We start from the raw sequence: 25,128 nt of genomic DNA, 5'->3' as shown, positions 1-25,128 counted from the left end.
CCTGGTCGCGCCGGACGCGATCACCGCCGCCCGGGCACCACCTGGCCGTTCTCGAGTCGGATCACGTGGTCCGCTCCGCGCAGCGCCTCGAGGCGGTGGGCGACGACCACGGTGGACGCTCCGGTCCCCTGCACGCCGGCCACGATCCGCTCCTGGGTGAGGGGATCCTGGTGGCTGGTGGCCTCGTCGAGCACCAGCACCGCTGCCGAGATCCCTCCGGGTGCCCGGGAGGCGCGCAGAAGGGTGCGGGCGAGGGCGAGCCGCTGCCGTTCGCCCCCGCTGAGCGCGCTGCCGCGCGGCCCGACGGGTCGATCGAGCGGAAGCGGCGAGCAGGCCGTGCGCAGGACATCCCGCATGTCCTGCTCCGAGGCGTCGGGGTCGGCCACGAGCAGGTTCTCGGCGACGGTCCCCTCGAGCAGGAACGGCTCCTGGTCCGCGACCGCCACGATCCGCTGCACCTGGGCGGAGCCGAGATATCGTGCGTCGACGTCGCCGAGCGAGACGGCGCCCGCACTCGGATCGCGGTGGCGCTGGAGGAGACGTGCGATCGTCGACTTGCCCGATCCCGTGGGCCCGGTGACGCCGAGGGTGGCTCCGGGTGGCAGGCGCAGGTCGACGGCGTCGAGCACCGGGACCGGCCGTCCGGGGTAGCCGAAGGTCACCTCGGTCAGTGCGGCGGCCGACGCCTCCATGCTCGACCCGGGACCGGCGAGATCACACGGCGTCCCCGGCTCCGCGACGAGCGGAGCGGCCTCGGTGAGCTCCCGGACGCGCCGGCTCGCGTCGAGACCGGCAGGCAGCGACACGGCAAGGCGCTCCAGGGTGTCGAACTCGGACGCGGTCGCATGCACGAGCGCCGCCGCCATGAGCACGGCGGGCAGGACCTCCGGCGCCGAGGTGAGTCCGACCAGGAGCACGAGCAGCGTGCCGCCCCACAGACGCAGGGCGCTCGCACCATGACGGAGGCCCGCACGGCGGGCCCGGGACCGCAACGCCGCTCCGAGCCCGTCGTCGAGCGCGCGCATCTCCGCGAGACGTTGCGCGCGGGTCCCGGCACCGAGGATCACCTCTCGCGCCTTCAGGGAGTCCGCGACGTGCTGGGTGAGATCGCCGCGCAGTCGGCCGAGCTCGCGAGCGGTCACGCGGTCCGGGCCGCGGCCGAGGATGGGGACGACCCAGCCCGCCGCGAGGACCAGGGCCAGCGTCGAAGCCGTGGTCGGGCCCGCGGTCGCGGCGGTGAGCGTGATCGCCGCGACGGGGAGGACGGCGGCGCTGAGCGCGGGAGCAAGGGTGTGGGCGAAGAACACCTCGATGCGGTCCACCTCCCGCACCGCTACATCCAGCACGCGGGCCGACCCGCCCGCGTCGGTCACCGCCGGAGCCTGCGGGAGGAGTCGCTCCATGACCAGGATCCGCAGCTCGCCCAGGAGACGGAACGCGGCCAGGTGCCCGGTGAGCTGCTCGAGATAGCGCAGCGTCCCCGCGGTGAGCGCGAGCGCGACGAGGTCGGCGAGGAGTCCGGCCATCGGCGCGGTCCGCCCGCCGGTGAGCGCGGCACCGATCGTCCACGCGGGCAGGGCGAGGAGCGCGGCCGACGCCGCGTGCCCGAGGATCCTGCAGAGTGCGGAGAGGGCGAGCAGCGCCCGCTCGCGGGCGGCGAGGGCGAGCAGCCAGCGCAGATCCGTCATCGCGCCGCTCCGTCGGCGAGCGTCTGTTCGGCGGTCACCGGGTCGACGGACTCCGCTGCGAGTGCGTCGGCGTAGTAGCCAGGGCGGGAGCGCACGAGCGCGGGCGGACCGCAGTCCGTCACGGTCCCGTGCTCGAGGACGACCACCAGATCCGCGTCCAGCGTGTGCCGCAGGCGATGGGAGACCTCGAGCACCGTGCAGCCGTGCAGGCAGGCGTCGAGCCGCGCGCGCACAAGCTGTGCGGTCGCGCGGTCAAGGTCTGCGGTGGGCTCGTCCAGCAGCACGAGGCCGCGGCGCTGGATCAGCAGCCGCGCCAGACCCAGCCTGCGGCGCTGTCCGCCCGAGAGCAGGGCACCGCCGTCTCCGACCCGCGTCCGCTCACCCTCGGGCATGGTGCGCAGGTCGGCAGCGAGCCCGGCCGCTTCGAGGGCGCGCGCGCGAGCGCTCGCATCGGCCGACGGGGCGACCAGGCGCAGATTGTCGGCGAACGTTCCGGAGAGCAGGTCGACGTGCTGGCCGAGGCTTGCGCAGCGGCGGCGGCGCGTGCCGGCGTCAGCCGGGACACCGTCGAGCCGGATCGTGCCGCGGGAGGGGTCCTCGAGCCCGCCGAGCACCCGCATGAGGGTGGTCTTCCCCGCGCCGGAGGGGCCGACCAGGGCGATCCGCGCGCCGGCGGGGAAGTCGAGGTCCACCCCGTTGAGCACAGGGGTGCTCCCCCACGCGAAGACCAGGCCCTGCAGGGCGATCGATGGGGCGCGCTGGTCGTCGCCGGGCGCTTCGACTGCGGGAGGCTCTCCGCCTGCGCGGTCTGCGCCGTCTGCGGAGGCAGCCTCGGTCGGGTCGCCGGCGACGAGGTCGTCGAGCTGATCGCGTCGGGCCCGGCCGCCGAGGGCGACGTAGAAGGTGCGCCCGATCCTGCCCATCGGCTCCTGCAGTAGCACGATCAGCAGGATCCCGGACAGGGCCTGACCGGGGCCGATCCGTCCACTGTCCAGTCCGTGCAGGACCAGGGCGACGGCGACGCACCCCATCAGCACCCCGAACACGGCGTCGTGCACCACGATCACCATCTGGTTGCGCGCGAGCAGTCGAGTGAGCTCACGCATCGACCCCCGCGCCGACTCCGCATAGGCGGACAGCACCCGGGTTCCGGCGCCGAGCACGCTCAGCGTGGACAGTCCCTCCACGAGCTCGAGATAGCTTGCCGCGGCCCGGCTCTGCGCACGACGGAACGCACCGTTCGAGCGGCGCAGCACTCGGTCGCCGAGCACGATCAGAGGCGGTACCAGCGCGATCGCGCACAGCAGCACGAGCGCACCGACCGTGTCGATCACCACCGCCCACAGTGCCAGCACCAACAGCGGGGCGGTGAAGGCGGCGAGCGTGGGGGTGAGGAAGCCGGCGCGATAGTCGGCGACCTTCTCGACTCCGGCCGTGGCGGCGTCGAGCGTCAGCCCGTCCTCGGCGCCGGGACCCGGGGCGAGGGCAGAGCGCATCACCCGCTGCCTCCAGTCGGTCTCCGCCTCCTGCGCCATGCGCCCCACCCTGGCCTCGGCACCGGTCCCCGCCGCGGCGGCGAGCACCACGAGCACGAGGGCGGACACCGCGGGCGGGGTGAGAGCACGACCGGCGAGCGCGGCGTCCACCACGGCGCCCAGGCAGACGGTCGCCCCGGCCAGCGTGAGGGTCCGCGCCCAGGTCAGCACCAGGGCCGTACGGGATCCGGCCGGCGGATCGCAGAGCGCCTCACGGATCCACACGGGTGCTCAAGCCTCCTCGTCGACGAGGTCCGGGTGGAGCGCCGCGGCGATCTGGCGCAGGCCCTCCCCCAGCCGTGACCCGGCGGTGCCCGAGGTGGTCAGCGCGTCGACGAGGTGAACGCGCCCCTCCGCAACCGCCGGTACCTCGGCGAGCGCCGGGCTCTCCAGCAGGGAGGCGAATGGACCCATCCCCGCGCCGTGGAAGTCCTGGACCAGGATCACCTCGGGGGCGGCGTCGATGAGCACCTCCGGATCGGCGGCAGGGGCGGAGCGCCATCCGGCCTCCGTCGCGATCGAGGTGCCCCCGGCGAGCTCGATCAGGGTGCTGGTCGAGGAGGAGTCCGCGAACATCATGGTCGACGGGCCGCGGGCGAACAGTCCCAGGGTCCGCGGGGCGTCCTGCGCGGCCTCGACGGCGGTGGTGACCTCGTCGACCTGCTGCTGCACGGCGGCGGTGACGCGTGCGGCGGCATCCTCCGCCCCGAGGAGCTCCCCGAGGCCGGTGATCACATCGATCACGGACTGCGGGGAGTCGAAGTCGGAGGAGACGAAGGCCGCGCAGGGCACGCCGGAGGCAGTCAGCGACTCCCCCACCGATTCCTCGTCGCCGTGGCGCTGCGTGAGCAGGACCAGATCCGGTGCGAGCGCCAGGACCTGCTCGGGATCCGGCGAGGGTGCGCCGACGACGGTGTGCTCGACCTGCTGGGCGAGGTCGGACTGGTTGGCACTGGAGGGGTCCTGCGCTCCCTCGACCACGCCGACCACGCGCTCGGGCCCGACGAGCTCGAGGGCGAGGTCGCCGGTCTCGGTGGAGACCGCGACGATGCGCTGCGGCGCGCTCTCGAGCCTCACCTCGGCCCCGCCGATCGTGACGGTGCGTGGCCAGGTGCCTTCTGCCTCCGTACCGCCGGCGTCGGAGGCGCCTGCGGCGGAGGTTGCGGCGCGATCGTCGCTGTCCGCGGAGGCGCAGGCGGCCAGGGCCGCGAGCGTGCCCAGGGAGAGCAGGGAGGTGCGGCCGAGACCGCGTCGGGTGAGGTGATGCATGAGTTGTCCTGTCCGTGTCGTGGGTGGTGGGGGTGGCGACGGGTGGCCGCCGTGGGACGTCGTCGGGTCAGGGCCGACGATCGAGGCGACCGCGGACCGCGATCCGGAGCCGGTCGGTGAGCGGGTCGAGGTCGACGTCGGCGCGGATCCGGTAGGCCTCGGCGAGCAGATCCGCGCGCAGCACCTCGTGCGGCGAGCCGCCGGCCAGGACGCTCCCGTCTCTCAGCAAGGTGAGGTCGTCGCAGGCCCGGGGGGTGAGGTTCAGGTCGTGCAGCACGACGCCGATCGCGCGTCCTTCTGCGGCGAGGTCCCCCAGCAGCTCGATCACATCGGCCTGGTAGCCGAGGTCGAGGGCGGAGACGGGTTCGTCCAGGAGCATCACCTCGGAGTCCTGGGCGAGCTGCTTGGCGATCAGCACCAGCTGCCGCTGACCGCCGGAGAGCTGGTCGATCCGTCGCTCCCGGAGGTGCCAGGCGCCGACCCGGGCCAAGGCAGTCTCGACGACGTCGCGATCCTCGGCCGTCAGGTCCCCCTGCAGGCGCGAGAGAAGGCCGTGGTGGGCGTAGCGGCCCAGCCCCACCACGGTATCCACCTGCAGTCCGGCCTCGGCGTGGGTGTCCTGCGGGAGCACCGCGATCCGGCGTGCGCGCTCGCGGGCCGTCAGGGCGGTGACGTCGTGGTCGCCTACGAGCACCGCGCCGCCGCTGAGCGGGACCAGACCGGCCAGGGCACGCAGGAGAGTCGACTTGCCCGCCCCGTTGGGGCCGACGAGGCCGTGCACGCGCCCCCGGTCGAGGGTGAGGTCGACCCCGTGCACGACCGTGCGTCGGCGGTAGGCGACGCGCACCCCCTGGGCACGCAGCGCGCCGTGGTGAGCGTCCGCGGTGCGGACCGGGGTCTCGGGCGAGGCCGCGAGCGGGGGCGCGACGGGGGTCGGGAGTGGAGCCGCGACCGAGGTCGGGAGCGGTGGCCGCGGCATCAGCGCCCTCCTCTACGACAGACGAGGGCCAGCAGCACCGGTGCACCGACGAGTGCGGTGACGATCCCGGTCTGGAGCGTGACGGGGTCGAAGAGGTTGCGGGCGACCACGTCGGCGAGGACGAGGAAGACCCCTCCGACGAGCACCGAGACGGGCAGCAGCACCCGGTGGTCGGGGCCGAGCAGCAGACGCGCCAGATGCGGGACCACGAGTCCGACGAAGCCGATCACGCCGGTCACGCAGACACCCGCTGCGATCACGACGGCGCTGAGTGCGAGCAGGACTTGGCGGGTGCGTGCGGTGCGCATCCCGGTCGATGCGGCCTGGTCCTCACCGAGCAGGAACAGGTTCAACTCCCCGGCGGTGCCGAGCAGGACCACGATCCCGACCAGTCCGGGCAGGGCCGCGACGGCGACGTCGGTCCAGGTGGCGCCGGTGAGGTCGCCGTTGAGCCAGAACATCGCCGCCTGGGCGTCGTCGCTGCGAGGCGCGTTGGCGATGGCCGCGGAGATCACGGCTCCGAGCAGGGAGTTCATCGCGATGCCGACCAGCAGCAGGGTGCCCCCGCCACCGCCGCGCAGGCCTGCGACCAGCTGCACCACGAACACGGCGGCGAGCGCGCCGAGGAAGGCTCCCAGGGGCAGCGTGAGCGGGGTGGCGAGGCCGGTGACGATGAGGATCACGGCGACCATGGCGGCGCCCGAGGAGACGCCGGTGACCCCGGGGTCGGCGAGGGGGTTGCGGAACACCGCCTGCATCACTAGGCCCGCGGCCCCGAGACCTGCACCGACGACCAGCGCGAGCAGCACTCGCGGCAGTCGGATCGACCACACCAGACTGGCGGTGGCGGCAGACGGCACAGGCGGCGAGATGCCCACGGCCTCGAGCATCGGGCGGGTCGGCTCCAGCAGGATCACGAGCGTATCGACCGGACCCGTGGCCGAGGGGCCCAGCGAGGTGGCCGCGAGGACAGCAGCCGGGACGAGTCCGGCGAGACACAGGGTCAGCAGCGCACGGCCGCGCGGGACTGCACGGTGCGGCGCGGCGCGCAGGCGCTGCGGAGGGACGACGTCAGTGACCACGGATGGACATGATAGTCATTCTCAACAGTGAAGTCACATCAGTGTCTGCGGCCGCCCGCGGCCACGGGCCCCACCCCCCGGGAGCTGCGCTCAGCGCTCCTTCGGGGTGCGGGTCTCCGCGCTGAGGAACCAGGCCTGCTGCTCGAGCTTCTCGATGATCCCGTGCAGGATATCCGCGGAGGTGGGATCCGCCTCGTCCACCTCGTCGTGGACCGAGCGCATCGTGCCCACGGTCCCCTCGATGGAGGCGGTCACGAGGTCGATGGCATCATGCGTGAGCACCTCGCCCTGGGGGAACTCGGGCAGCGTGGTCTGCTCGGCGACCACCGCCGGGCGGGCATCAGGCGCGGCGTGGAGGGCGCGCATGCGCTCGGCGACGTCGTCGGCGCTCGCCCGGGCGATGGCGACCACCTCGTCGAGGTTCAGATGCAGGTCGCGGAAGTTCGGACCCACGATGTTCCAGTGCGCCTGCTTGCCCACCAGGTGCAGGGCCGTGAGGTCCACGAGGACCGCCTGGAGGTTCTTGGTGAGTGCGGCGGGGGCGAGGAAGCCCTGCTCGGCGTTCTGGCGTCCGGTGCGCGTGGATCCTGCCGGATCGGGCACGGTGACGGTCTCGTTCATGGGTGGTCCTCCTTGTCGATGACCTGCGCGATCCGCGAGGGCCGCGGGCCGCGATCACTGCTCGGCACGCTAATCAGCGGGCCCGGGCACAGCAAGATTCCGGGCCGAGCGGTCGATGCGGCGCCCGCCGGCGGGTGCCGCAGGAGGGCCGAGATCCGGCACGGCAGGACTGACGGCGCGCCCTGCTCGGGGGGCAGTGCCGTGCAGGCCCGTCCCGATGCTTCCGAGCCGCGTGCCTGTGATGACGGTGCCGCGCGCGCCTCGGCTCTTGTCAGCGGCTGCGGGCCCGGCGCCTCGCACCCTGGGACTCGCGCCTGGTTCCTCGCGCTCTTGGCCTCGAGCCCCCTTCCTCGCACCCCGGCCCCTCGAGCCCCGTTCCTCGCACCCTGGTCCTCGAGCCATGGTCGAGTACTGGCGTGTGGCGTACCAGTACGCCTATATAGGCATAGCGGTACGCCATACGCCATCACCTGACCACGGGCGGCACGCACCCGGGGCGGGACGATGCCGGGGCGGCCGTCGACCGTCTCAGATCTCGATCTCGCGCCCGTCCTCGGTGCGCAGCTGCAGCACGAAGCGGGAGCCGGGCCCCTCGTGGACCGGGGCGACGCCGTCGCCGAGGTCGAGCGCGGCCAGGGCCTTCTGCAGCGGCTCGGGGCTCACCTCGATGCGCTCGAAGGAGACCAGCTCGATCGTGGGCAGGTCGGTGAGGCCGGGCTGCTCGGCGGTGCCCCAGTCGATGAGGAAGGGCACGCCGTAGTTGCGCGGGGCGCGCGCCTGCGTGAGCCGCCACTGCAGGAGCTCGCCGCCCGCCGTGGTGCGGGAGAGGTCCTCGATGGGACCGGGATCGACGCCGGCGGCGCGGGAGCGCTCGGCGACCTGGTCGATGCCCTCGGGGTGCACGGCGTAGGTGATCAGGGTGGGGCGCTTCAGCCGGTTGATGCTGAAGGTCTTCGGCAGCTCCTCCCCCGCCCGCTCCGGGTCGGGGCCGATCAGCTCGAGGTAGTGCGGGCGCCGCTCCCCGTCGACGGTGAGGGCGACCAGGGCGTTCGCGGTGCCGGTGGGGTGGCTGCCGCCGGGAGCGGGCGTGACGCCGGTGAGCTCGCGGAACCACTCGACGGTCTCGGCGAGGTCGGGGCCGGCGATGACGATGTGGTCGAGCAGATGGGGGACGGACATGATGCTCCTTCGTCCGGGGTGGGGCGGGTGTGCCCAGCCTGCCACCTCGCGCGGACGGGAGGAGCATCGGCCGCGTCGGCATGGTCGTAGGCGTCGACGTGTCCGGGCACGACGAGCGGGAGGCCCGTTGCCCTCCCCCTCGCCGCGCAGTACCGTCGAGATCAGCTCCACCCGCCTGCCGACGGGCCGCCCGCCCGCTGGTCAGGCACAGTCCGCGGAGGGCGCCCGGGCGGTGCGTCCCGGCACCCTTGCTTGGTCATGGGCGGCCTGTTCGCCCACCATTCCAGGAGGTCGCCAGGCCATGACATGGACGACGGGCGAGGATCCGATCCCGGAGGCACGCGCGGCCCTGGACCGGCTGCGCGACCGGGTCGCGGGCGAGGTCGTGGCGCCCGGCCATCCGGACTACGACGCGGCGCGGGCGGTGTGGAACGGGCGCGAGGACCGCTTCCCCTACCTGGTGGTGCGCGCCGCGACGGTGGACGACGTGCTGCCCGTGCTGGACGCCGTGCGGGAGACGGGCCTGCCGCTCGCGGTGCGCGGCGGCGGGCACTCCGTCGCGGGGCTCGGCACCGTCGACGACGGGATCGTGCTGGATCTCGGCGCGCTGCGCGAGGTCACCGTCGACCCCGCGGCCCACCTGGTCACGGCCGCGCCCGGGGCGCGGGTCGGGGACGTCGACGCCGCGACCGCGCCGCACCGGCTCGCCGTGCCGCTGGGCACCGTCCCCTCCCCCGGCATCGCCGGGATGACCCTCGGCGGCGGGGTGGGCTGGCTGTCGCGGAAGGCCGGGCTCAGCCTGGACCGGCTCGAGGCCGCCGACGTGCTCCTCGCCGACGGCCGGCTCGTGCGCGCGAGCGAGGACGAGCACCGGGACCTGTTCTGGGCCCTGCGCGGCGGGGGCGGGAACTTCGGCGTGGTCACCGCGTTCACCTACCGGGCCGTGCCGATGCCGGAGACGGTGCTCGGAGCGAGCCTGTACTACCGACGGGCGCAGTGGCGGCGCGCGCTCGGCGCCTTCGAGCGCTGGAGCCGCGACCTGCCCGACGAGCTCGCCGCGGTGGTCTCGATCGCCTCGCCGCCGCCCGAGGACGGGCCCGAGGACGCCCCGTGGCTCGCGATCCACAGCGTCTGGATCGACCAGGACCATGCCCGCGGCGAGACGCTGATCGGCGCGCTGCGCCGCGCGCTGCCTCCGGACCGCGAGCTCAGCGGGCCGGTCAGCTGGGAGGCCTGGCAGGGGGCGCGCAGCGAGGCGGTGCCGACCGGGGTGCGCGGGCTGTGGCGCAACGCGAGCTTCCGCCGCCTGGACGAGGAGGTGCTCGACGCTCTCGCCGCCGTCGCCGAGGCGCTGCCCGGGTCGGGCGCGAGCCTGGACCTGCACCTGCTGGGCGGGGCGTTCGCCCGCGTGCCGGAGGGCGCGACCGCCTTCCCTCACCGCGGCGGACGGCTCATGGTCTCGATCCATCTCGCCTGGCAGGACCCCGGGGAGGACGCCCGCTTCCGCGCCTTCGCCGAGCGGGCCGCGGCCGAGCTCGCCCAGCTGCGGGAGCGCGGCGAGTACGTCAACTTCCGCTCCATCGAGCGGACCCGGCCCGTGCCCGAGGTGACCCGCGAGGCGTACGGGGCGGAGACCTACCGGCGCCTGCAGCGCATCAAGCAGGTCTACGACCCGGGGAACATGTTCCGCCGCACCCTCAACGTGGCGCCGTAGCGGTCAGGAGAGCCGCAGGCCCCGCCACCGGTTCACTGCGGCGTGGATCTCGAGCGCGCGCGGCCGAGCGAGATGGCCGGGATGGCCGCGGTGGGGCGAGAGGGTCTCGAGGCCGCCGTTCTCGATCCGGTCGACGAGCACCTGGACCGCGTCCTCGAGCGGGACCGGACCGTCCTCGGCGAGCACGTCCGCGAGGCGGTCCAGGGCGTGGGCGACGGCGTGGGTCTGCGCGGGATCGAGCAGCTGGGAGACGGCGGAGAGGTCCAGGTGCTCGCGGCCGAGCCGGATCGTGTCGCGGCCGCGGGCGGAGGCGGGCTTGCGAGCGTCCGCCGGCCGGAGGGAGGCCGGGTCCGGGATCCTCGGCCGCGGCGCGGTGAACACGGGCGCTGCCGGGGGCTGCGCCTCCTCGGCGAGGGCGCGGGCCTCGGCGGTGACGTCGCGGGGGACGTAGGAGTCCATCGCGATCACGTGGTCGGCGACGTCGAAGAACGCCCCGGAGCCGCCGGCGACCAGCACGGTGGAGACGCCGCGCTCGGCGTGCAGGGGCCGGACACGGTCCACGAACGGGGTGATCGGTTCGCGGTCGGCGGGGATCAGCGCGCGCATCCTCGCGTCGCGGAGCATGAAGTTCGTGGCGGAGGTGTCCTCGTCGATCAGCAGCGCCGACGCGCCGGCGTCGGCCGCCTCGACGAGGGACGCGGCCTGTGAGGTGGAGCCCGAGGCGTTCGCGGTGGTGAAGGCGCGGGTGTCGGCCCCCGAGGGCAGCCCGCTGATGAACGGGGAGATGTCGACGCCGGTCACGGCGCGGCTGTCCTCGGCGCGGATCGCCGCGGCATCGGCCCGGGTGATCACCCACTCGCGGCCGTCGCCCGCCACGTGCGGGTGGATGCCGCGCTCGAGGGCGCGCAGCAGCGTGGACTTGCCGTGGAAGCCGCCGCCGACGATGACGGTCACCCCCTCGGGGATGCCCATGCCGCTCACCCGTCGGCCGCTGGGCAGATCGATCTCGACGCGCAGCGAGACCGGGCTCTCGAAGGGGACCGCGCCCTCGGTGAGCGGCAGGTCGGAGTCTCCGGAGCGGCGGGGCAGGATCGCGCCCTCGCCGACGAGGGCGACGAGACCGCGGCCGGCGAGCCGGTCGCGCAGCGCCTCCTGGTCGCGGTGGAGGGCGACATGGGCGCGCAGCGCCTCGGCGTCGTGGCGGGCGTGGAACAGGACGGCCTCGGCGATCCGGGGCAGGTCCTCGGTGAGCAGGCGCGCGGCGCGTCGGCCCTGGATGCGGCGGCCGGAGGCGGGCAGCTCGGCGGCGAGTCGCGCCTCGATCGAACCGTCGGCGACGGCGATGGTGGTGCGCTCGAGCACCTCCTGGCCCGGGGTGCCGACGTCGACCCGCTCCCCGGTGTGCGAGGCGGCCTCGGCGAGCGCCCGCGCCAGGAAGTCGGTGGTCGCGACGCGTCCGTGCCGGTCGGCGAGGAGGTCCTCCGGGAAGCCCGCCGCGGCCCGGTCCACGACCAGGCGCATGAGCGAGGGCGGTGCGAAGGGGTCGGCCTGCACGTGGTCGATCACGAGCCGGCACGATCCCAGGTCGTAGCTGCCGTGCAGCTGCTTGTAGGAGCCGTAGCCGCGGCCGTCGATCGAGGTGAGGAGCTGGGTGAGGCGGGCGGAGTCGGAGGTCATCGCCGGCCATGCTAGGGGTGGACGAGTGAGCGGACGACACCGCGACAATCCGCCGGCGGTCACTTCCTGCCGGCGGAGGCGTCCTCGCCGAGCTCGGCGACATACGCGGCGAAGATGTCCTGACGCAGCGAGTCGATCTGCTTCTTGAGCGTCCTGCGCTGTGACGCGGTGGAGCCCGGGGCGGCCAGGAGCTTCGCGGCACGGGTGGCGGAGTCGAGCTTGGCGGACCACGCGGCAGCCTGCGCGGCCTCCTGCCCGTCATCGGCCGACTCGGTCAGCAGCGTGACCTGTTCGCGCAGGGCCTCCAGCGTCGCGAGCATCGCCTCCGGCGTGGCCTTGTCGTTGCGCCGGAGCTTCGCGAGCTGCTCCTTCACGAAATGCGAGATCTCCGGGTTGTCCCTCATGGTCTGCACGACCCGGATCACGATCGGTGTGGCCGCGCTGAGGAAGGCGAGCGCCTTCTTCAGACTGCTGCTCCTCGTGTCCACCTGTGCGAACTTCTTCGCCGCCATCGCTGCTCCACTCGTCGCATACACGGTCACTGTAGACGGGCCCGTCCCGCCCCAGGCCCGATCCCCCGGCTCAGGATGAGCGCAGCACCGCGTTCGCGATCAGCAGGTCGAGCCGTCGCACGTCGATGTGCTTGCCGACGGCGATCTTGATCCGGCCTGCGCGGGTCCACAGCTCGATCTCGGCGTTGAGGTCGAGGGTGCCGGCGTTCTCCGAGGACCACATGCGGACGGACGAGGCTCGGTTGCTCCCGTTGCGAACGGCGCCTCCTCTGTCCCCGCTCCCTGAGATGATCGAGCGATCATCATCCCTGCCCGGAGAGGACCCTCGTGGGACTGCTCGATCGCTTCCGCGGCCGCGCCTCGGCGCCGTCTGCGACGCCGCCTCCCGCCCCGTCGGGGGCTCCTCGTTTCGCGGTGATCGACGTGGAGACGACGGGCCTCGACCCCGAGCGCGAGCGCGTCCTGGAGCTCGCGATCCTGCGCGCCGACGAGCAGGGCCGCCCCTTCGACCAGTGGGTGACGCGCTTCCACCCGGGCGGCCCCGTGCGCGCCACGCACATCCACGGCATCACCGACGCGGACGTCGCCGGCGCCCCGCGCTTCGCGGACCTCGCCGTGCAGATCGGCACCGCACTGCAGGGCCTGGTCCTCGTCGCGCACAACGCCGAGTTCGACCTCGCCTTCCTCCGGGCGGAGTTCGCGCGGGCGTCGCTGCCGATGCCGCAGGTGTCCACCTACTGCACGCTGCAGGGCAGCACCGTCTATCTCCCTCACCTGCGACGCCGAACGCTCGCCGAGTGCTGCGCGGCGCTCGGGGTGACGCATCAGCAGGCGCACTCCGCACTCGGCGACGCCTATGCGGCGGCCGGGCTGCTCGAGCGGTATCTCGCGATGGACCGGCAGACGGGGTACGACGCTCCGCTGACCGCCTCGCGGGCGCTGCGGGGTGGGGCGGCGGCTCGACCGTCTGCGGCTCCGTCTCCACCGCCTCCCGCGCCCGCTTCTCGCCCGACGGGCAGTGCACTGCGGCCGACGTCGTCGTCCGCGGCGATGCCGCCTCGGGCGGTGACCGCAGCCTCGGCTGATGTGTCGGCTCCTGCACAGCTCGCCGACGAGCCGGCCCCGGAGGTGGACCTCTCCCCCACCGCGATACGTGCATGGGCGCGGGAGCAGGGCATCCCCGTCGGCGACCGTGGGCGGTTGAAGGCCGAGCTCGTGGCCCAGTACCGGCAGGCGATGGGGCTGCAGACCACTGCACCTGACACCACGGCGCGGCCCGAGACGGCACCGGCGGCCGCACCAGGATCGGGTCAGATTCTGAGCCAGAATCCGCGGGAAAGTGGTTCAGAATCACGCACGACTGGCCGACGGCCAGCTCGCGCAGGCGATGCGGGGGCGGAACCGTCCCGCGCAGAGGCGTCCGGCGCGGAGCCCACAGTCGCGTCGGCGGCGCCCGCCGCTTCGACGTTCCGGTCCGAGGCCCCCGCGCCGGCGGCCCGGGCGGCAGCCTCCGCATCCGCCGAGACGTCCTCAGCCCCGCTGGTCATCACCGACGAGTTCGCCGCCGCGCTCGAGCACCTCCACGCCGGCCACCACCTGTTCCTCACCGGCAAGGCGGGCACCGGAAAGTCGACGCTGATCAGGCACTATCTCGAGCAGACCGACCGTTCCACGATCACCGTCGCACCCACTGGGATCGCGGCGCTGAACGTGGACGGGTACACCATCCACCGCCTGTTCTCCTTCCCGCTCGGCGTCACCGAGGAGCACGTGCGCGGCGGCTCCTACTACCCGGGCCGCTTCGGGAAGGCGCTGAAGGAGCTGGACACGCTGATCATCGACGAGGCGTCGATGGTGCGGGCGGACCTCTTCGATGCGCTCGCCGCCGCGCTCGAGCAGTACGGTCCGCGGCCCGGCACCCCCTTCGGCGGGGTGCAGCTGGTGCTCGTCGGCGACCTGTACCAGCTGCCGCCGGTGGTGACCGACAGCGAGGCGGCGTGGATCGAGGAGCGCTACGGCACACCGTTCTTCTTCTCCGCCCGCTCCTTCGACGAGACGACCTTCCCGGTGGTGGAGCTGTCGACCGTGTTCCGCCAGCAGGGCGATGACCAGCTCGTGGACCTGCTGAACGCGGTGCGGGAGGGGGCGCTGCTCGAGGAGGCGCGGGCCGAGCTGAACCGTCGGACGGATCCCGACTTCGAGCCCGGGCTGGACGAGTTCTGGCTGACGCTCGCCACGACCAACCGGATCGTCGGCGCCCGGAACCGGCAGATGCTCGAGCGCCTGCCCGGCCCGGTGCAGTCCTTCACCGCGCAGATCAGCGGGGACACCGACGGATTCGAGAAGCCCACCGAGGACACGCTGCGGATCGCGGTGGGCGCGCAGGTGATGCTGCTGAACAACGACCCTCTGGATCGCTGGGTCAACGGGACGCTCGGCCGGATCACCGCGATCGGCGCCGACTCCGATGGGCCGGTCGTCACCGTGCTGCTGCGCGACGGCCGCACCGAGCAGGTGCGCGAGCACACCTGGGAGATCACGCGCCCGAGCGTCGAGGGCGGCTCGCTCGTGCATCAGGTGATCGGCACGTTCACGCAGCTGCCGATGAAGCTGGCCTGGGCGATCACGATCCACAAGTCGCAGGGGCAGACGCTGGACCGGGTGGTCGTGGACCTCACCGGCGGCACCTTCGCCAACGGCCAGCTGTACGTGGCGCTGTCGCGGTGCACGAGCCTCGAGGGGCTGGTGCTGAGGCGCGAGGTGCTCCCGCGGGACCTGAAGACCGATCAGCGCGTGCGGCGGTATCTCGCGAGCGGGTCCGCCGGGACCGAGACGCTCGGCGAGGCGTACCTGTCGGTGCTGACCGTGGGCACGACCGGGGACCGCTGGCGGCCGCGGCCCGTGGAGATCGCGGTGGTCACCGACGACGGCGACGAGGTCTCCACCGTCGTGAACCCCACCTCCGACCTGTTCTCCGCACGGGACGAGTTCGGGATCACCACGCGGGACGTGCAGCTCGCACCGCTGCTGACGGAGGCGTGGCCGGCGCTGTCGGCGCTGCTGGCCGGGCGGGTGCCCGTCGGCGTGGACATCGACCGTCAGCTCGCCCACGTCGACTTCGAGCTCAAGCGCAACGGGATCGTCGAGCCGGTGCCGCTCGGGCTCGAGGTCCCCGGTGGGATCCTCAGCGCCGACGAGCTGGCGCGGATGAAGGCACCGACGGCGCTCGAACGTGCCCGGGCGGTGCGCGACGCGGTGCGGCGCGTGCGGGCCGCGGGAGAGGAGCTGCCCGGGACCGGGGTGGCGTTCCGGCAGGTTGTGACCGGCCACGGGTATCTTCTCGCCCGCACGACGGGGCCGACGGGGACCAGCGCCCCGACGGGCTTCGTCGTCGGCGGGAACCTCGGCGCGCAGGACGACGCCGCCGAGGTGCTCGCCCACCTGCTCGAGGGGACCTGGCAGCGGGTCCTCTCCCCCGATCAGGAGGTCCTCGAGCGCCTGCGCGGGGTCGAGGAGCACTTCGGGGTGCGGGTGCTGCCCGAGGGCTTCGAGGCGACCGGCCCGATCAGCGCGGCCGACGTGCTCGTGCCGGGCGCGCGGGTGTGCTTCTCCGGCACCGTCCACTCGCCCCGGCACGGCTGGCTCGAGAAGGAGGAGCTGCACGCCATGGCCGAGGCGCGCGGGCTCGTCGCCGTCCCGACCCTCACCAAGACCCGCACCGATGTACTGGTCGTGGCCGAGGCCGGGTCACAGTCGACCAAGGCGAAGAACGCGGCGAAGTGGGAGAAGCCGGTGATCACGGCGGAGGAGTTCCTGGAGTGGGTGGGATGAACCGCAGCGACGAGGCGAGGCCTGACGTGGACGATACGGACGACGACGACCGCTACCTGGTCATCCGGGGACGGAGATGGCGACGCACGGACCCGGCGCTGGAGGCCGACGTGGTCCGGGCGCTGAAGAGCCATCTAGGCAGAGCCCGCTCCGAGGTCGGGCGAGCCGGCCGCGACGACGACCCGGCGAGCGTCCGCTCAGCTCGAGACCGCGTCCAGCTCGCGAAGGAAGGCCTCGGAGAGCGCGGCCCCGCATGGTGGGAGCGCCCCGAGGACGAGCGCCGCCGGCAGGCCGCGGATCGACTCGCTCGACTCGAGCGGCTGGACGCCTCAGCCCGCGATGCCGACACGGACGACGACGGCGGGGAACAGCCCCACCATGGTGAGCGTCCAGAGGGCGTGGACGAAGAGCGCCCCGGCGAGTGAGCCGGAGGTCTCGCGGGCCCACATCGCCACCGGTCCCAGCAGGAGGGCCATCACCGCGAGAGCAGGGCTGCCGGTGCACAGCGTGACGAGGGCGTACACCGCGGTGGGGACCACCCAGCGGGCCAGGCCGGTGAGCAGCCGAGGCAGCGCGCCGCGGAAGAACACCTCTTCAGCGGCGCCCGCCACCAGCGCGACCGCGAGCACACCCCAGCGCCCGTCGGCCGCTGCGGCGACGGGACCTGCCACCGACGGGGCGGTGGCCGGAATACCGGCCAGGACCAGACCGCCCGCCAGCGAGGCCGCGGCCAGGCCCACGCCCGCGGCGGCCACCGCGACCTTCGGTGCGCGCCCCAGGGCCCGGCCGGCGAGATCCGAAGGTGCCATGCGCATGATCAGCAGTCCGCCGACGGTCCAGGTCAGGGCGATTCCCAGTGCCCAGCCGGCGACGCTCCCCGGCCCCCCGCCCTCGGCGCGCAGCGACGCGGCCAGGAGCGGCGCAGCCACCACGACGGCGAGGCCGGCCACCCACCACGCGCCGGGACGGGAGGCGGGACGATCGGGGCTCATGCGCCTAGCGTACGAGGCCGCTCCCCGCGCCGGGGCGAGTCGGGTCTTGCTCGAGGGCGCCGGCTCGTATAGACCTGACGCACGGCTCGCGGCACGGGAGCACGGACACGGAGGTAGCTCATGCGCGTTCTCGTCATCGGAGCCGGGGGGTATGTGGGGAGCCGGCTGATCCCCGCACTGCTGGAGGACGGGCACCAGGTGGTCGCCGGGGCCCGGGATCTCCACAAGCTCGACGCCTTCTGGTGGAGCGACGCCGTCGACAGGGTCGAGCTGGATGCGACCGAGGACGACTCCGTGCGTGCCGCGATCGCCGCGGACCCGTCGCTGGAGGCGGTGGTCTACCTGGTCCACGGCATGGGAGGAGAGGACTTCCGGGAGGTGGATCGCGCCGCGGCCCGGCGCGTGCGCGCCGCCGTCGACGCGTCCGAGGTGAAGGCCCTGGTCTACCTCTCGGGCATCATCCCGGACATCCCCCGCGAGGAGCTCTCCGAGCACCTGGCCTCCCGCCTCGAGGTCGAGGAGGAGCTCTCCGCGGCGCGATGCCGCTTCGTGGGCCTGCGGGCCGCAGTGGTGCTCGGCGCGGCCTCGACCAGCTTCGAGCTGATGACCCAGCTGGCCCACCGCCTCCCGATCACCGTGTTCCCGGACTGGATGGACCATCTGGTCGAGCCGATCGCCGTGGTCGACGCCGTCGCCGCGATCCGGGCGGCCGTGACCACCGAGAGCGCCCACGGCGTGTACGACATCGGCGGGGGTGAGGTCATCGCCTATCCGCAGCTCGTCCAGAAGGTCCTCGAGCTCACGGACCAGGAACGGCCGGGGTTCTCGGTCCCGGTGATGCCCCAGGCCCTGGTCACGGCGGTGGGATCGTGGCTCTCCGACATCCCCGCCCCGACGGTCACCGCGCTGATGGAGAGCCTGCGCGAGGACATGGTCGCGCGGGACGAGCGGTGGCTTTCCGAGCTGCTGCCGGACGGCCATGCGGCGCGGGTGACGATCGACGAGGCCCTGCGCCGCAGCCTGGCCGCACCGGACGTGAGCCGCAGCCCCCGGGAACGGGATCCGCTCGCGGTCATGCCCGGCGATCCCTCCTGGGCGACCAACGGCGAGGGTCAGGAACGGGTGCTGGAGTTCAAGCAGGACTGATGTGCACGGGTCGGCTCGCGACGACCCCGGCGACGAGCTGCCCGACCAGCACCACGCACAGCACGATCAGCGGCAGTGTCCAGCTGTCGGTCGCGCCGTGCAGCGCACCGATGCCGAGCGGGCCGAGTCCGGCGATCAGGTAGCCGAAGCCCTGCGACATCGTCGAGAGCTGGCCTGTGAGGTGCGTGGTCGGCGAGCGCCACACGATGTACGTCAGCGAGAGGCTGATCGAGGCGCCGAGCCCGAGGCCCAGCACCGTCATCCACGCCACGGCGCCGCCGGCGGGGGCGATGATCAGCCCGAGATAGGCGGCGCCGAGGAGCAGCACGGCCACGACGGGCGGCAGCCACGTCGGCCGCAGCCGTGCGGCGAGGGCCGGCGCGAGCAGGGCGGCGAGCGCTGCCGGGAACGCGGAGAAGGCGATCATGCCGCCGGCGGCGGTCACGTCCATCCCGGCGTCCTGCAGGATCGTCGGCACCCAGGTCACCGTCGTGTAGTAGCTGACGCTCTGCAGCCCCATGAACCCGGTGACGGCGATGGCGGTGGGGTCGGTGAGGATCGCTCGCAGCGGCGAGCGGCCGTGGTCGACCGGGGCGTCGGCGACCGCACTGCCGGAGCGCAGGCGTCCGGGCGAGCGGAGCAGCTGCGGCAGCCACACGAGAAGGGCCAGCCCGGCCGGGACCGCCCAGATCGCCAGCGCGGAGCGCCAGCTGCCGCCGAGGACCGGCAGCAGCGGCGCGGTCAGCCCGGAGGCGAAGGCCGCGCCGACGAACAGCGACATCGTGTACAGGCCCATCATCAGCCCGGCGCGGTGGGCGAAGTCCTGCTTGATCGCCGCGGGCATCACGACGTTGCCCACCGCGATCGCGATGCCGACGAGCACGGTGCCGGCGAACAGGGCGGTCATGCTCGGCTCGTGCCGCAGCAGGTTCCCCGCCGCGAGGACCAGCAGCACGATTCCGAGCAGTCGGTGCATGCCGAGCCGCCTCGTCAGGCCCGGGGTGAGGAACGCGAACGCTCCGAACACGAACACGGGGATCGTGGTCAGCAGGCTCACGACGGTCGCCGACAGGCCGAGCGAGGCACGGATCTCGCCGACCACCGGTCCGATCGCGGCGACGCCGATGCGCAGGTTCAACCCGATCAGGATCAGTCCGACGCCGAGCAGCAGCAGGGCTGCGCGGCCGAGGGGCCTCTCCGCGGGCTCGCGCACCTCCGCGGGGGCGGGCGGCGCGCCGGTGGGGACGGGGAACGTCTCCGCCGCGGCGGCGTCCGTGGAGCCGGTCGTCATGGGGGCCTTGCCGATCACGAGGGGATGGGAGGGGTGCCGGCCCCGGCGGGCTGCCGCGCTGCGGGGCGCCGGGAGTCGGTCGCTCGTTGCAATCTACGCCCCTTGGTTGGCGGATATGCAACCCTCGTCCGGAATCGGGCGGGCCGCGGTGTGGCGTGCCATGTTCCCGGTGTTTTAGCGGGAGGTGCGCCGGTCCGGCGGGGGCGTGGATCTGTCGGACCCCAGCCCTACTCTCACCCCATGATCATGATCCTCGGCGACGAGCCGCCGGAGCCGTACGACGAGCCGCGCGGCACCTGCCCCGTGTGCGGGTCGGGCCAGGTGACGCACCATCCGCTCGGCGGTCCGGACCCGCGCCTCGCCGAGGAGGATCCGCCGTGGGTCCACTGGCAGGGGTGCGTCCTGGTCTTCAGCGACCGGACGTGCGAGGATTGCGGCGCCTGGTGGAACGTGGAGAGCGATGAGGACGAGGAGGAGTGAGGGAGGGCTGATCCCGGCATCCGGCTCCGGCCCGGCCGGTGGACGTGCTGGTCAACAGCGCCGGCTTCGGCCTGCCGCTCGCGTTCGAGCGCAACGACATCGAGGACGAGGCCCGGCATCTGCGCCTGCACGTCGAGGTGCCGATGCGGCTGATGCATGCGGCACTGCCCAGCATGCTCGAGCGCCGCTCCGGCACGATCCTGAACATCGCCTCCGCCTCCGCGGTGATGCCGCACTCCACCTACGGCGCGGTGAAGAACTGGCAGGTGCAGTTCTCCCGCTGGGCCAGCGGCGCCTACAGGGTCGCGGCGTGACCGTCACGGCGGTCTGCCCCGGCCACACGCACACCGACTTCCACGCCCGGCTGGGCCTGCCGCGCGGCGAGGAGGGGGCCCGGACTGGCTGTGGCTCGAGGCGCCGCGGGTGGTGGAGGAGTCGCTGCGCCATGCCGGACGCGGGAAGGCCGTCTCCGTCCCGAGTCGGCGCTGCACCGCGATCTGGACCGCCGCCCGCCTCGCCGCCTCGGGGCTCATGGCACGGCTCGCCGCGCGGGGGCGGTGAGCGAGGCAGCCCCCAGGGAGTGCCCGTCGGCCGCCATTCCCCGACGCGGCGCTCCGGGGCCATGGCGGCATCCGGCACAGCGGGGGGACGGCGAGACGATCCCGGAGCGGCTGCCGATGGGGCGTTGCGGGGCACCGGGCGACGGCGCGCTGCGCCCCGCCTCTCATGCGAGCGTGAGGAACAGCTTCTCGAGCTCCTTGCGGTCCAGGTCATTCTCCGGGCTGGTCATGCACTGCTCCATGCCGCTGGCGATGATCGCGAAGCCGGCGCGGTCCAGCGCCTTGGAGACGGCGGAGAGCTGCGTGACGACGGCCTTGCAGTCCTTGCCCTCCTCGATCATCCGGGTGACGGCCGCGAGCTGCCCCTGGGCGCGCTTGAGGCGGTTGACCACAGGGGTCATGTCATCGGGGTTCAGGTCCATGGCGCTCTCCTCGGGTCGGTCCGCACGCCTCAGACTATACCCCCAGGGGTGTCTTGCATACCCCCCAGGGTATGTGGCAGGCTCGGCGACGGAGGCGGTCGCGCCGCGAGCCTCCGACCCACCTCTCGAAAGGCCCCTCGTGACACCCACCCTCGCGCTCACCCTGCTGCTGGCCGTGCTCATCGGAGTCTCCCTGGGACTGCTCGGCGGCGGGGGCTCGATCCTGACGGTGCCGATCCTCGCCTACGTGGCGGGACTTCCGACCAAGGAGGCGATCGCCGCCTCGCTCGTCGTGGTCGGCGTGACCTCGGCCGTCGGCGCCGTCAGCCACGCCCGCGCCGGCCGGGTGCGGTGGCGCACCGGGGTGAGCTTCGGGGCCGCCGGGATGGCCGGGGCCTTCCTGGGCGGGATCCTCGGCGGACACATCCCGAGCACGGTGCTGATGGTCGCGTTCGCACTGATGATGATCGCGACGTCGGTCGCGATGCTCCGGGGCCGACGGGGCGCGCCCGCGGAGGAGGGACCGACCCGGGAGCCGTCCGCGAGCAGGATCGTGCTCGAGGGGCTCGCGGTGGGCCTGGTCACCGGACTCGTCGGCGCGGGCGGCGGCTTCCTGGTGGTGCCCGCGCTGGCGCTGCTGGCCGGACTGCCGATGCCGGTCGCCGTGGGCACGTCACTGGTGGTCATCGCGATGAAGTCGTTCGCAGGCCTCGCCGGCTATCTCACCTCCGTCTCGCTGGACTGGGCCCTGGTGGGCGGGGTGACGCTGGCGGCCGTGCTCGGCTCCCTGCTCGGCGCGCGAGCGGCAGGCCATCTCCCCGAGCGGGCGCTGCGCACGGGCTTCGGGGTGCTCGTCCTCGCCATGGGGGCGCTCGTCCTCGTGCAGGAGCTCCCGGGCGCCGCCGGCGCCGTCGTCGTCGGAGTCGTGGCGCTTCTCGCCCTGCTCGGCGCCGGATGCTGGATGCTGGTGTCGTCCTGTCCGTTGCGCACCGCCCGACCCGCCTCGCATACCCCCCGGGGTACCTGATACCCTCGGGGGTATCCCATCCGCTGTCCATCCCGCACACCCACTGGAGGAACGATGCTTCTCGAACGGATCTATGACGAGGACCTGTCCCAGGCCGGCTACTTCATCGGCTGTCAGGCGCAGAAGGAAGCGCTGGTGGTCGATCCGCGGCGCGACATCCAGGTCTACCTCGATCTCGCCGCCCACCACGGCATGACGATCACGGCCGTGGCCGAGACCCACATCCACGCCGACTTCCTCTCCGGCACCCGCGAGCTCGCCGCCGCCACCGACGCCACGGCGTACGTCTCCGGCGAGGGCGGCGAGGACTGGCAGTACGGCTTCGAGGCCGAGCGCCTGCATGACGGCGAGTCGATCCAGCTGGGCAACATCACCGTCCCCGCCCGCCACACCCCGGGCCACACCCCCGAGCACCTCAGCTACCTGGTCACCGACGGCGCCTTCGCCGACGAGCCCGGCTACTTCCTCACCGGCGACTTCGTGTTCTCCGGGGACCTGGGCCGCCCGGACCTGCTGGACGAGGCCGTGGGCATGGAGGACACCCGCTTCGCCGGCGCGAAGCAGCTGTTCGCCTCCCTGAAAAGCGCCTTCCTCACCCTCCCCGATCACGTGCAGGTGTTCCCCGGCCACGGCGCCGGCTCCGCCTGCGGGAAGGCGCTGGGCGCGCTGCCCTCCACCACGGTGGGCTACGAGCGGAGGTTCGCCTGGTGGGGCCCGTTCCTGGAGAACGACGACGAGCAGGGCTTCATCGACGAGCTGCTGGACGGCCAGCCCGACGCCCACGCCTACTTCGCCCGCATGAAGCGGCAGAACACCGACGGCCCCGCCCTGCTGGGCGAGCGCCCCGACCCGCGCGAGGTGACGACCGGGGAGCTCTCCGGCGGCCTCGCCGACGGCTCCCTCGCCCTGGTGGACACCCGTCCCGTGGCGGAGGTGCATGCGGGCACGGTGCCCGGCGCGCTGTCGATCCCCTCCCTCGGCAAGGCCGCCACCCACATCGGCTGGGCCTTCGACCCCGAGGCCGACGACGCCCAGCTGGTGGTGCTCGCGCCCGACGCGGCCACCGCCGCCGCCTACGGCGACCACTTCGTGCGGGTGGGCGTGGACGCGCTCACCGGCTACATCCCTTCCCTGGACGGGCTGGAGCTGTCCGCCCCCGCCACCGTGGCCCCGGCGGACCTCGCCGCGCTGCGCGCGCAGGAGCCGGATGCGCACCTGCTGGACGTGCGCACGCGCACCGAGCACGCCGCCGGCACGGTGGACGACGCTGACCAGCTCTCCGCCGGCAAGGTGCTCTTCCATCCCGGCGACCTGCCCGCGAAGGACGCCGGGCGCCTGATCACCTTCTGCCAGTCCGGGCTGCGCAACTCCGTGGCCGCGGCCGCGCTGCGCCGCGCCGGCTACGACGTGGTGGAGCTGGAGGGCAGCTACGCCGGCTGGTCCCGCTGGGCCGCCGCACAGCACGAGCTGGGGACCGCCGGAGCGGACGCCCGATGACCGCCACCCCCACCACTCGCACCGTGACCCCTGCCGAGCTCGCCCACCGCCTCAGCACGGACCCCGAGCTGATGGTGATCGACGTGCGCACCCCCGGCGAGTTCGAGACCGTCCACATCCCCGGCTCCCACAACGTGCCGCTGGACCTGCTCACCGCCCACACCGACACGCTCGCCGGCCGCATGGGCGAGCACGTGGTGCTGGTGTGCCGCTCCGGCGCCCGCGCCGGGAAGGCCTGCGAGGCGCTGCAGCAGTCCGGCCTGGAGGGCATCGACGTGCTCGACGGCGGCATCGCCGCCTACCAGGACGCCGTGGGCGGCGTGAACCGCAGCGGCGGCCGCTGGGCGATGGACCGCCAGGTGCGGATGACGGCAGGCACCCTGGTGCTCGCCGGCACCCTCGCCGGACAGCTGGTCCACCGACGCCTGGGCCTGGTCGCGGGCGCGATCGGCGCAGGGCTCACCTACTCGGCGCTCAGCGACACCTGCGCCATGGCCGCGGTGCTCGCCAAGATGCCGTGGAACCGCACGGCCGACTCCCCCACCGTCGAGACCGCCCTGGTGCCCGGCGGCGTCGCGGCGCGCTGAGGCCACCCGCCGAGATCACCCGCCCCGCGCCGGAGCCCGCTGCTCCGGTGCCGGGCGGCCTCCCCCTCCGCGGGGCGCGCCGGACCGTGCCCCGCACCCCGATCGCCCCCTCCTCTCTCACCTCTCACCGAAGGAGCACACCATGTGCCGAGCCACCACCTGCAACACCTGCGGCAAGACCACCTGGGCCGGCTGCGGCCAGCACGTCGACCAGGTCATGAAGGACGTCCGCCCCGCCGACCGCTGCCCCGGCCACGCCGAGGCGGCTCCGGAGAAGGGCTTCTTCGCCCGGCTGCTGGGTCGCTGAGGCCGCCACCGCTTCGCCCTCGCGCAGGGGACCGCGTCCTGGCCGCTGACCTGCATCCGCACGATCTGTTTGGCGGTCCAGAAGTAGCTCGCGAAGGCGGCGATGAACCGCGCCCTCACCTTCGGCGATGACCACGTCGGCCTCCTCGTGATCCGCCGGCCGCTCCGGCCAACGAAGTTGCCGTGGGCGCGGGGCACCACGGTCGAAGTAGGGCTGGGGCCGGAGTCGATGTGGGCGGTGCCGGGGTGAGAGGGCGGGGAGCGGCGGCAAGTGCCCCGGGTCCCGCGAGGGGTGAGGGTGGCGCGACGGATCTCGCAAGAACGCCGCCGCCAGGCACGTCGCAGTGCGCGGGTGCCTATCGCGCGACGTCCGAACATGCACTCCGAGACAACCCGAGACTTCTAGACAACGTTGTCGCACGGACGGTGGCGTCCTCGCCACGTCGATCCGACGTGCGCGCCCCAACGACGGAGCGCGCTTCCCACAAGGAGGGGACTGATACGCGGGTACGGTTGGGGCTGATGCACGATCAGGTGACAATTCAGGTCTCAGGCCGCGAGGCTCACGGCCGTGTTCATGATGGTCTCGTACTCGATGGGGGTCAATCGGCCCAGTCGGGACTGCCGGCGACGTCGGTGATACGTCCTCTCGTTCCAGGTGATGATCGCGATGCGGAGCTCTTCTCGGCCCCGCCAACGTTTGCGGGTGTGTCCCCTAGCGTGGTGGCAATCC

Annotated in this window: 21 protein-coding genes and 2 pseudogenes; 9 read left to right on the top strand and 14 right to left on the bottom strand. The window is 73.4% G+C overall.

The window, feature by feature from the left end; genetic code table 11:
* Window positions 1-20: 20 nt before the first annotated feature.
* The 7 genes from HMPREF3159_RS12715 to HMPREF3159_RS12685 form a co-directional block, all read right to left on the bottom strand.
* A complete protein-coding gene (locus HMPREF3159_RS12715) occupies window positions 21-1,688 on the bottom strand; it encodes an amino acid ABC transporter ATP-binding/permease protein (protein WP_070501397.1) in 1,668 nt (555 codons plus the stop codon).
* Window positions 1,685-3,448 carry an ATP-binding cassette domain-containing protein gene (locus HMPREF3159_RS12710; RefSeq protein WP_070501394.1) on the bottom strand — a complete coding sequence of 588 codons (1,764 nt, stop codon included), beginning with the start codon at window positions 3,446-3,448 and terminating at the stop codon, window positions 1,685-1,687. The genes HMPREF3159_RS12715 and HMPREF3159_RS12710 overlap by 4 nt, the downstream gene beginning before the upstream one ends.
* Before the next feature lie 6 nt (window positions 3,449-3,454).
* Window positions 3,455-4,492 carry an ABC transporter substrate-binding protein gene (locus HMPREF3159_RS12705; protein WP_070501393.1) on the bottom strand — a complete coding sequence of 346 codons (1,038 nt, stop codon included), beginning with the start codon at window positions 4,490-4,492 and terminating at the stop codon, window positions 3,455-3,457.
* A gap of 67 nt (window positions 4,493-4,559) precedes the next feature.
* Window positions 4,560-5,471 carry an ABC transporter ATP-binding protein gene (locus HMPREF3159_RS12700; protein WP_083305944.1) on the bottom strand — a complete coding sequence of 304 codons (912 nt, stop codon included), beginning with the start codon at window positions 5,469-5,471 and terminating at the stop codon, window positions 4,560-4,562.
* The gene (locus HMPREF3159_RS12695) at window positions 5,471-6,553 is read right to left on the bottom strand and encodes a FecCD family ABC transporter permease (RefSeq protein WP_083305943.1); all 1,083 of its coding nucleotides are present in this window, start codon (window positions 6,551-6,553) and stop codon (window positions 5,471-5,473) included. The genes HMPREF3159_RS12700 and HMPREF3159_RS12695 overlap by 1 nt, the downstream gene beginning before the upstream one ends.
* Before the next feature lie 90 nt (window positions 6,554-6,643).
* Window positions 6,644-7,174: a Dps family protein gene (locus HMPREF3159_RS12690; RefSeq protein ID WP_070501391.1), complete on the bottom strand. Its 531-nt coding sequence runs from the start codon at window positions 7,172-7,174 to the stop codon at window positions 6,644-6,646.
* A gap of 528 nt (window positions 7,175-7,702) precedes the next feature.
* Complete coding sequence (locus HMPREF3159_RS12685) at window positions 7,703-8,353, bottom strand: VOC family protein (RefSeq protein ID WP_070501389.1); 651 nt, start codon at window positions 8,351-8,353, stop codon at window positions 7,703-7,705.
* A 301-nt stretch (window positions 8,354-8,654) separates the two neighbouring features.
* Between HMPREF3159_RS12685 and HMPREF3159_RS12680 the strand changes: the two genes are divergently transcribed.
* On the top strand, window positions 8,655-10,067 hold the full coding sequence (locus tag HMPREF3159_RS12680) for an FAD-binding oxidoreductase (protein ID WP_070501387.1): 1,413 nt from the start codon (window positions 8,655-8,657) through the stop codon (window positions 10,065-10,067).
* A 3-nt stretch (window positions 10,068-10,070) separates the two neighbouring features.
* On the opposite strand, the gene HMPREF3159_RS12675 is transcribed toward HMPREF3159_RS12680, so the two are convergent.
* The 3 genes and pseudogenes from HMPREF3159_RS12675 to HMPREF3159_RS16780 all read right to left on the bottom strand — a co-directional run.
* Window positions 10,071-11,744 carry an ABC-ATPase domain-containing protein gene (locus HMPREF3159_RS12675; protein ID WP_070501385.1) on the bottom strand — a complete coding sequence of 558 codons (1,674 nt, stop codon included), beginning with the start codon at window positions 11,742-11,744 and terminating at the stop codon, window positions 10,071-10,073.
* Window positions 11,745-11,803: 59 nt separating this feature from the next.
* Window positions 11,804-12,256, bottom strand: a complete 453-nt coding sequence (locus tag HMPREF3159_RS12670) for a hypothetical protein (protein ID WP_070501384.1) — start codon at window positions 12,254-12,256, stop codon at window positions 11,804-11,806.
* Window positions 12,257-12,326: 70 nt separating this feature from the next.
* Window positions 12,327-12,491 (bottom strand): annotated as a pseudogene (locus tag HMPREF3159_RS16780) (PH domain-containing protein); the annotation flags it as partial.
* A gap of 92 nt (window positions 12,492-12,583) precedes the next feature.
* Between HMPREF3159_RS16780 and HMPREF3159_RS18095 the strand changes: the two are divergent.
* On the top strand, window positions 12,584-16,087 hold the full coding sequence (locus tag HMPREF3159_RS18095) for an exonuclease domain-containing protein (RefSeq protein WP_256374543.1): 3,504 nt from the start codon (window positions 12,584-12,586) through the stop codon (window positions 16,085-16,087).
* Between the two features lie 329 nt (window positions 16,088-16,416).
* Here HMPREF3159_RS18095 and HMPREF3159_RS12660 read toward each other — a convergent pair whose 3' ends face one another.
* Window positions 16,417-17,079, bottom strand: coding sequence for a CPBP family intramembrane glutamic endopeptidase (locus HMPREF3159_RS12660; RefSeq protein ID WP_070501382.1), 663 nt, complete (start codon window positions 17,077-17,079; stop codon window positions 16,417-16,419).
* A 120-nt stretch (window positions 17,080-17,199) separates the two neighbouring features.
* Between HMPREF3159_RS12660 and HMPREF3159_RS12655 the strand changes: the two genes are divergently transcribed.
* On the top strand, window positions 17,200-18,225 hold the full coding sequence (locus HMPREF3159_RS12655) for an NAD(P)H-binding protein (protein WP_070501381.1): 1,026 nt from the start codon (window positions 17,200-17,202) through the stop codon (window positions 18,223-18,225).
* On the opposite strand, the gene HMPREF3159_RS12650 is transcribed toward HMPREF3159_RS12655, so the two are convergent.
* Window positions 18,212-19,534, bottom strand: a complete 1,323-nt coding sequence (locus HMPREF3159_RS12650; RefSeq protein WP_246821632.1) for an MFS transporter — start codon at window positions 19,532-19,534, stop codon at window positions 18,212-18,214. The two genes, HMPREF3159_RS12655 and HMPREF3159_RS12650, sit on opposite strands and share 14 nt — an antisense overlap.
* Window positions 19,535-19,756: 222 nt before the next feature.
* Between HMPREF3159_RS12650 and HMPREF3159_RS12645 the strand changes: the two genes are divergently transcribed.
* Together HMPREF3159_RS12645 and HMPREF3159_RS17965 are read left to right on the top strand one after the other, a co-directional pair.
* Window positions 19,757-19,996: a hypothetical protein gene (locus HMPREF3159_RS12645; RefSeq protein ID WP_070501377.1), complete on the top strand. Its 240-nt coding sequence runs from the start codon at window positions 19,757-19,759 to the stop codon at window positions 19,994-19,996.
* A 38-nt stretch (window positions 19,997-20,034) separates the two neighbouring features.
* On the top strand, window positions 20,035-20,310 hold the full coding sequence (locus HMPREF3159_RS17965) for an SDR family NAD(P)-dependent oxidoreductase (protein ID WP_070501375.1): 276 nt from the start codon (window positions 20,035-20,037) through the stop codon (window positions 20,308-20,310).
* Window positions 20,311-20,720: 410 nt separating this feature from the next.
* Here the strand turns inward: HMPREF3159_RS17965 and HMPREF3159_RS12635 are convergent, their stop codons facing one another.
* The gene (locus tag HMPREF3159_RS12635) at window positions 20,721-20,978 is read right to left on the bottom strand and encodes a metal-sensitive transcriptional regulator (RefSeq protein ID WP_070501374.1); all 258 of its coding nucleotides are present in this window, start codon (window positions 20,976-20,978) and stop codon (window positions 20,721-20,723) included.
* Between the two features lie 139 nt (window positions 20,979-21,117).
* Here HMPREF3159_RS12635 and HMPREF3159_RS12630 point away from each other — a divergent pair, with 139 nt between their 5' ends.
* The 4 genes from HMPREF3159_RS12630 to HMPREF3159_RS17545 all read left to right on the top strand — a co-directional run bounded on the left by HMPREF3159_RS12630 (window position 21,118) and on the right by HMPREF3159_RS17545 (window position 24,396).
* Window positions 21,118-22,005 carry a sulfite exporter TauE/SafE family protein gene (locus HMPREF3159_RS12630; RefSeq protein ID WP_070501372.1) on the top strand — a complete coding sequence of 296 codons (888 nt, stop codon included), beginning with the start codon at window positions 21,118-21,120 and terminating at the stop codon, window positions 22,003-22,005.
* A gap of 54 nt (window positions 22,006-22,059) precedes the next feature.
* Window positions 22,060-23,502, top strand: coding sequence for an MBL fold metallo-hydrolase (locus tag HMPREF3159_RS12625; RefSeq protein ID WP_070501370.1), 1,443 nt, complete (start codon window positions 22,060-22,062; stop codon window positions 23,500-23,502).
* Entirely contained in the window at window positions 23,499-24,089 is a 591-nt protein-coding gene (locus tag HMPREF3159_RS12620) for a rhodanese-like domain-containing protein (protein WP_070501368.1), read from the top strand. Before HMPREF3159_RS12625 ends, HMPREF3159_RS12620 begins: the two co-directional genes overlap by 4 nt.
* A 142-nt stretch (window positions 24,090-24,231) precedes the next feature.
* The gene (locus HMPREF3159_RS17545) at window positions 24,232-24,396 is read left to right on the top strand and encodes a hypothetical protein (RefSeq protein ID WP_166649429.1); all 165 of its coding nucleotides are present in this window, start codon (window positions 24,232-24,234) and stop codon (window positions 24,394-24,396) included.
* 548 nt (window positions 24,397-24,944) lie between these two features.
* Here HMPREF3159_RS17545 and HMPREF3159_RS17695 read toward each other — a convergent pair.
* Window positions 24,945-25,128: pseudogene (locus HMPREF3159_RS17695) on the bottom strand (hypothetical protein); the annotation flags it as partial.

It is taken from the genome of Brachybacterium sp. HMSC06H03 (assembly GCF_001807385.1).
GTDB lineage: Bacteria > Actinomycetota > Actinomycetes > Actinomycetales > Dermabacteraceae > Brachybacterium > Brachybacterium conglomeratum.
This window is presented reverse-complemented; position numbering and strand designations above follow the sequence as displayed.

Coding starts and splice junctions, on each gene's coding strand:
- HMPREF3159_RS12715 (WP_070501397.1), bottom strand. CDS start 1,688: ATGACGGATCTGCGCTGGCTGCTCGCCCTCGCCGCCCGCGAGCGGGCG.
- HMPREF3159_RS12705 (WP_070501393.1), bottom strand. CDS start 4,492: ATGCATCACCTCACCCGACGCGGTCTCGGCCGCACCTCCCTGCTCTCC.
- HMPREF3159_RS12700 (WP_083305944.1), bottom strand. CDS start 5,471: ATGCCGCGGCCACCGCTCCCGACCTCGGTCGCGGCTCCACTCCCGACC.
- HMPREF3159_RS12690 (WP_070501391.1), bottom strand. CDS start 7,174: ATGAACGAGACCGTCACCGTGCCCGATCCGGCAGGATCCACGCGCACC.
- HMPREF3159_RS12685 (WP_070501389.1), bottom strand. CDS start 8,353: ATGTCCGTCCCCCATCTGCTCGACCACATCGTCATCGCCGGCCCCGAC.
- HMPREF3159_RS12680 (WP_070501387.1), top strand. CDS start 8,655: ATGACATGGACGACGGGCGAGGATCCGATCCCGGAGGCACGCGCGGCC.
- HMPREF3159_RS12675 (WP_070501385.1), bottom strand. CDS start 11,744: ATGACCTCCGACTCCGCCCGCCTCACCCAGCTCCTCACCTCGATCGAC.
- HMPREF3159_RS12670 (WP_070501384.1), bottom strand. CDS start 12,256: ATGGCGGCGAAGAAGTTCGCACAGGTGGACACGAGGAGCAGCAGTCTG.
- HMPREF3159_RS12660 (WP_070501382.1), bottom strand. CDS start 17,079: ATGAGCCCCGATCGTCCCGCCTCCCGTCCCGGCGCGTGGTGGGTGGCC.
- HMPREF3159_RS12655 (WP_070501381.1), top strand. CDS start 17,200: ATGCGCGTTCTCGTCATCGGAGCCGGGGGGTATGTGGGGAGCCGGCTG.
- HMPREF3159_RS12645 (WP_070501377.1), top strand. CDS start 19,757: ATGATCATGATCCTCGGCGACGAGCCGCCGGAGCCGTACGACGAGCCG.
- HMPREF3159_RS12635 (WP_070501374.1), bottom strand. CDS start 20,978: ATGGACCTGAACCCCGATGACATGACCCCTGTGGTCAACCGCCTCAAG.
- HMPREF3159_RS12625 (WP_070501370.1), top strand. CDS start 22,060: ATGCTTCTCGAACGGATCTATGACGAGGACCTGTCCCAGGCCGGCTAC.
- HMPREF3159_RS12620 (WP_070501368.1), top strand. CDS start 23,499: ATGACCGCCACCCCCACCACTCGCACCGTGACCCCTGCCGAGCTCGCC.
- HMPREF3159_RS17545 (WP_166649429.1), top strand. CDS start 24,232: ATGTGCCGAGCCACCACCTGCAACACCTGCGGCAAGACCACCTGGGCC.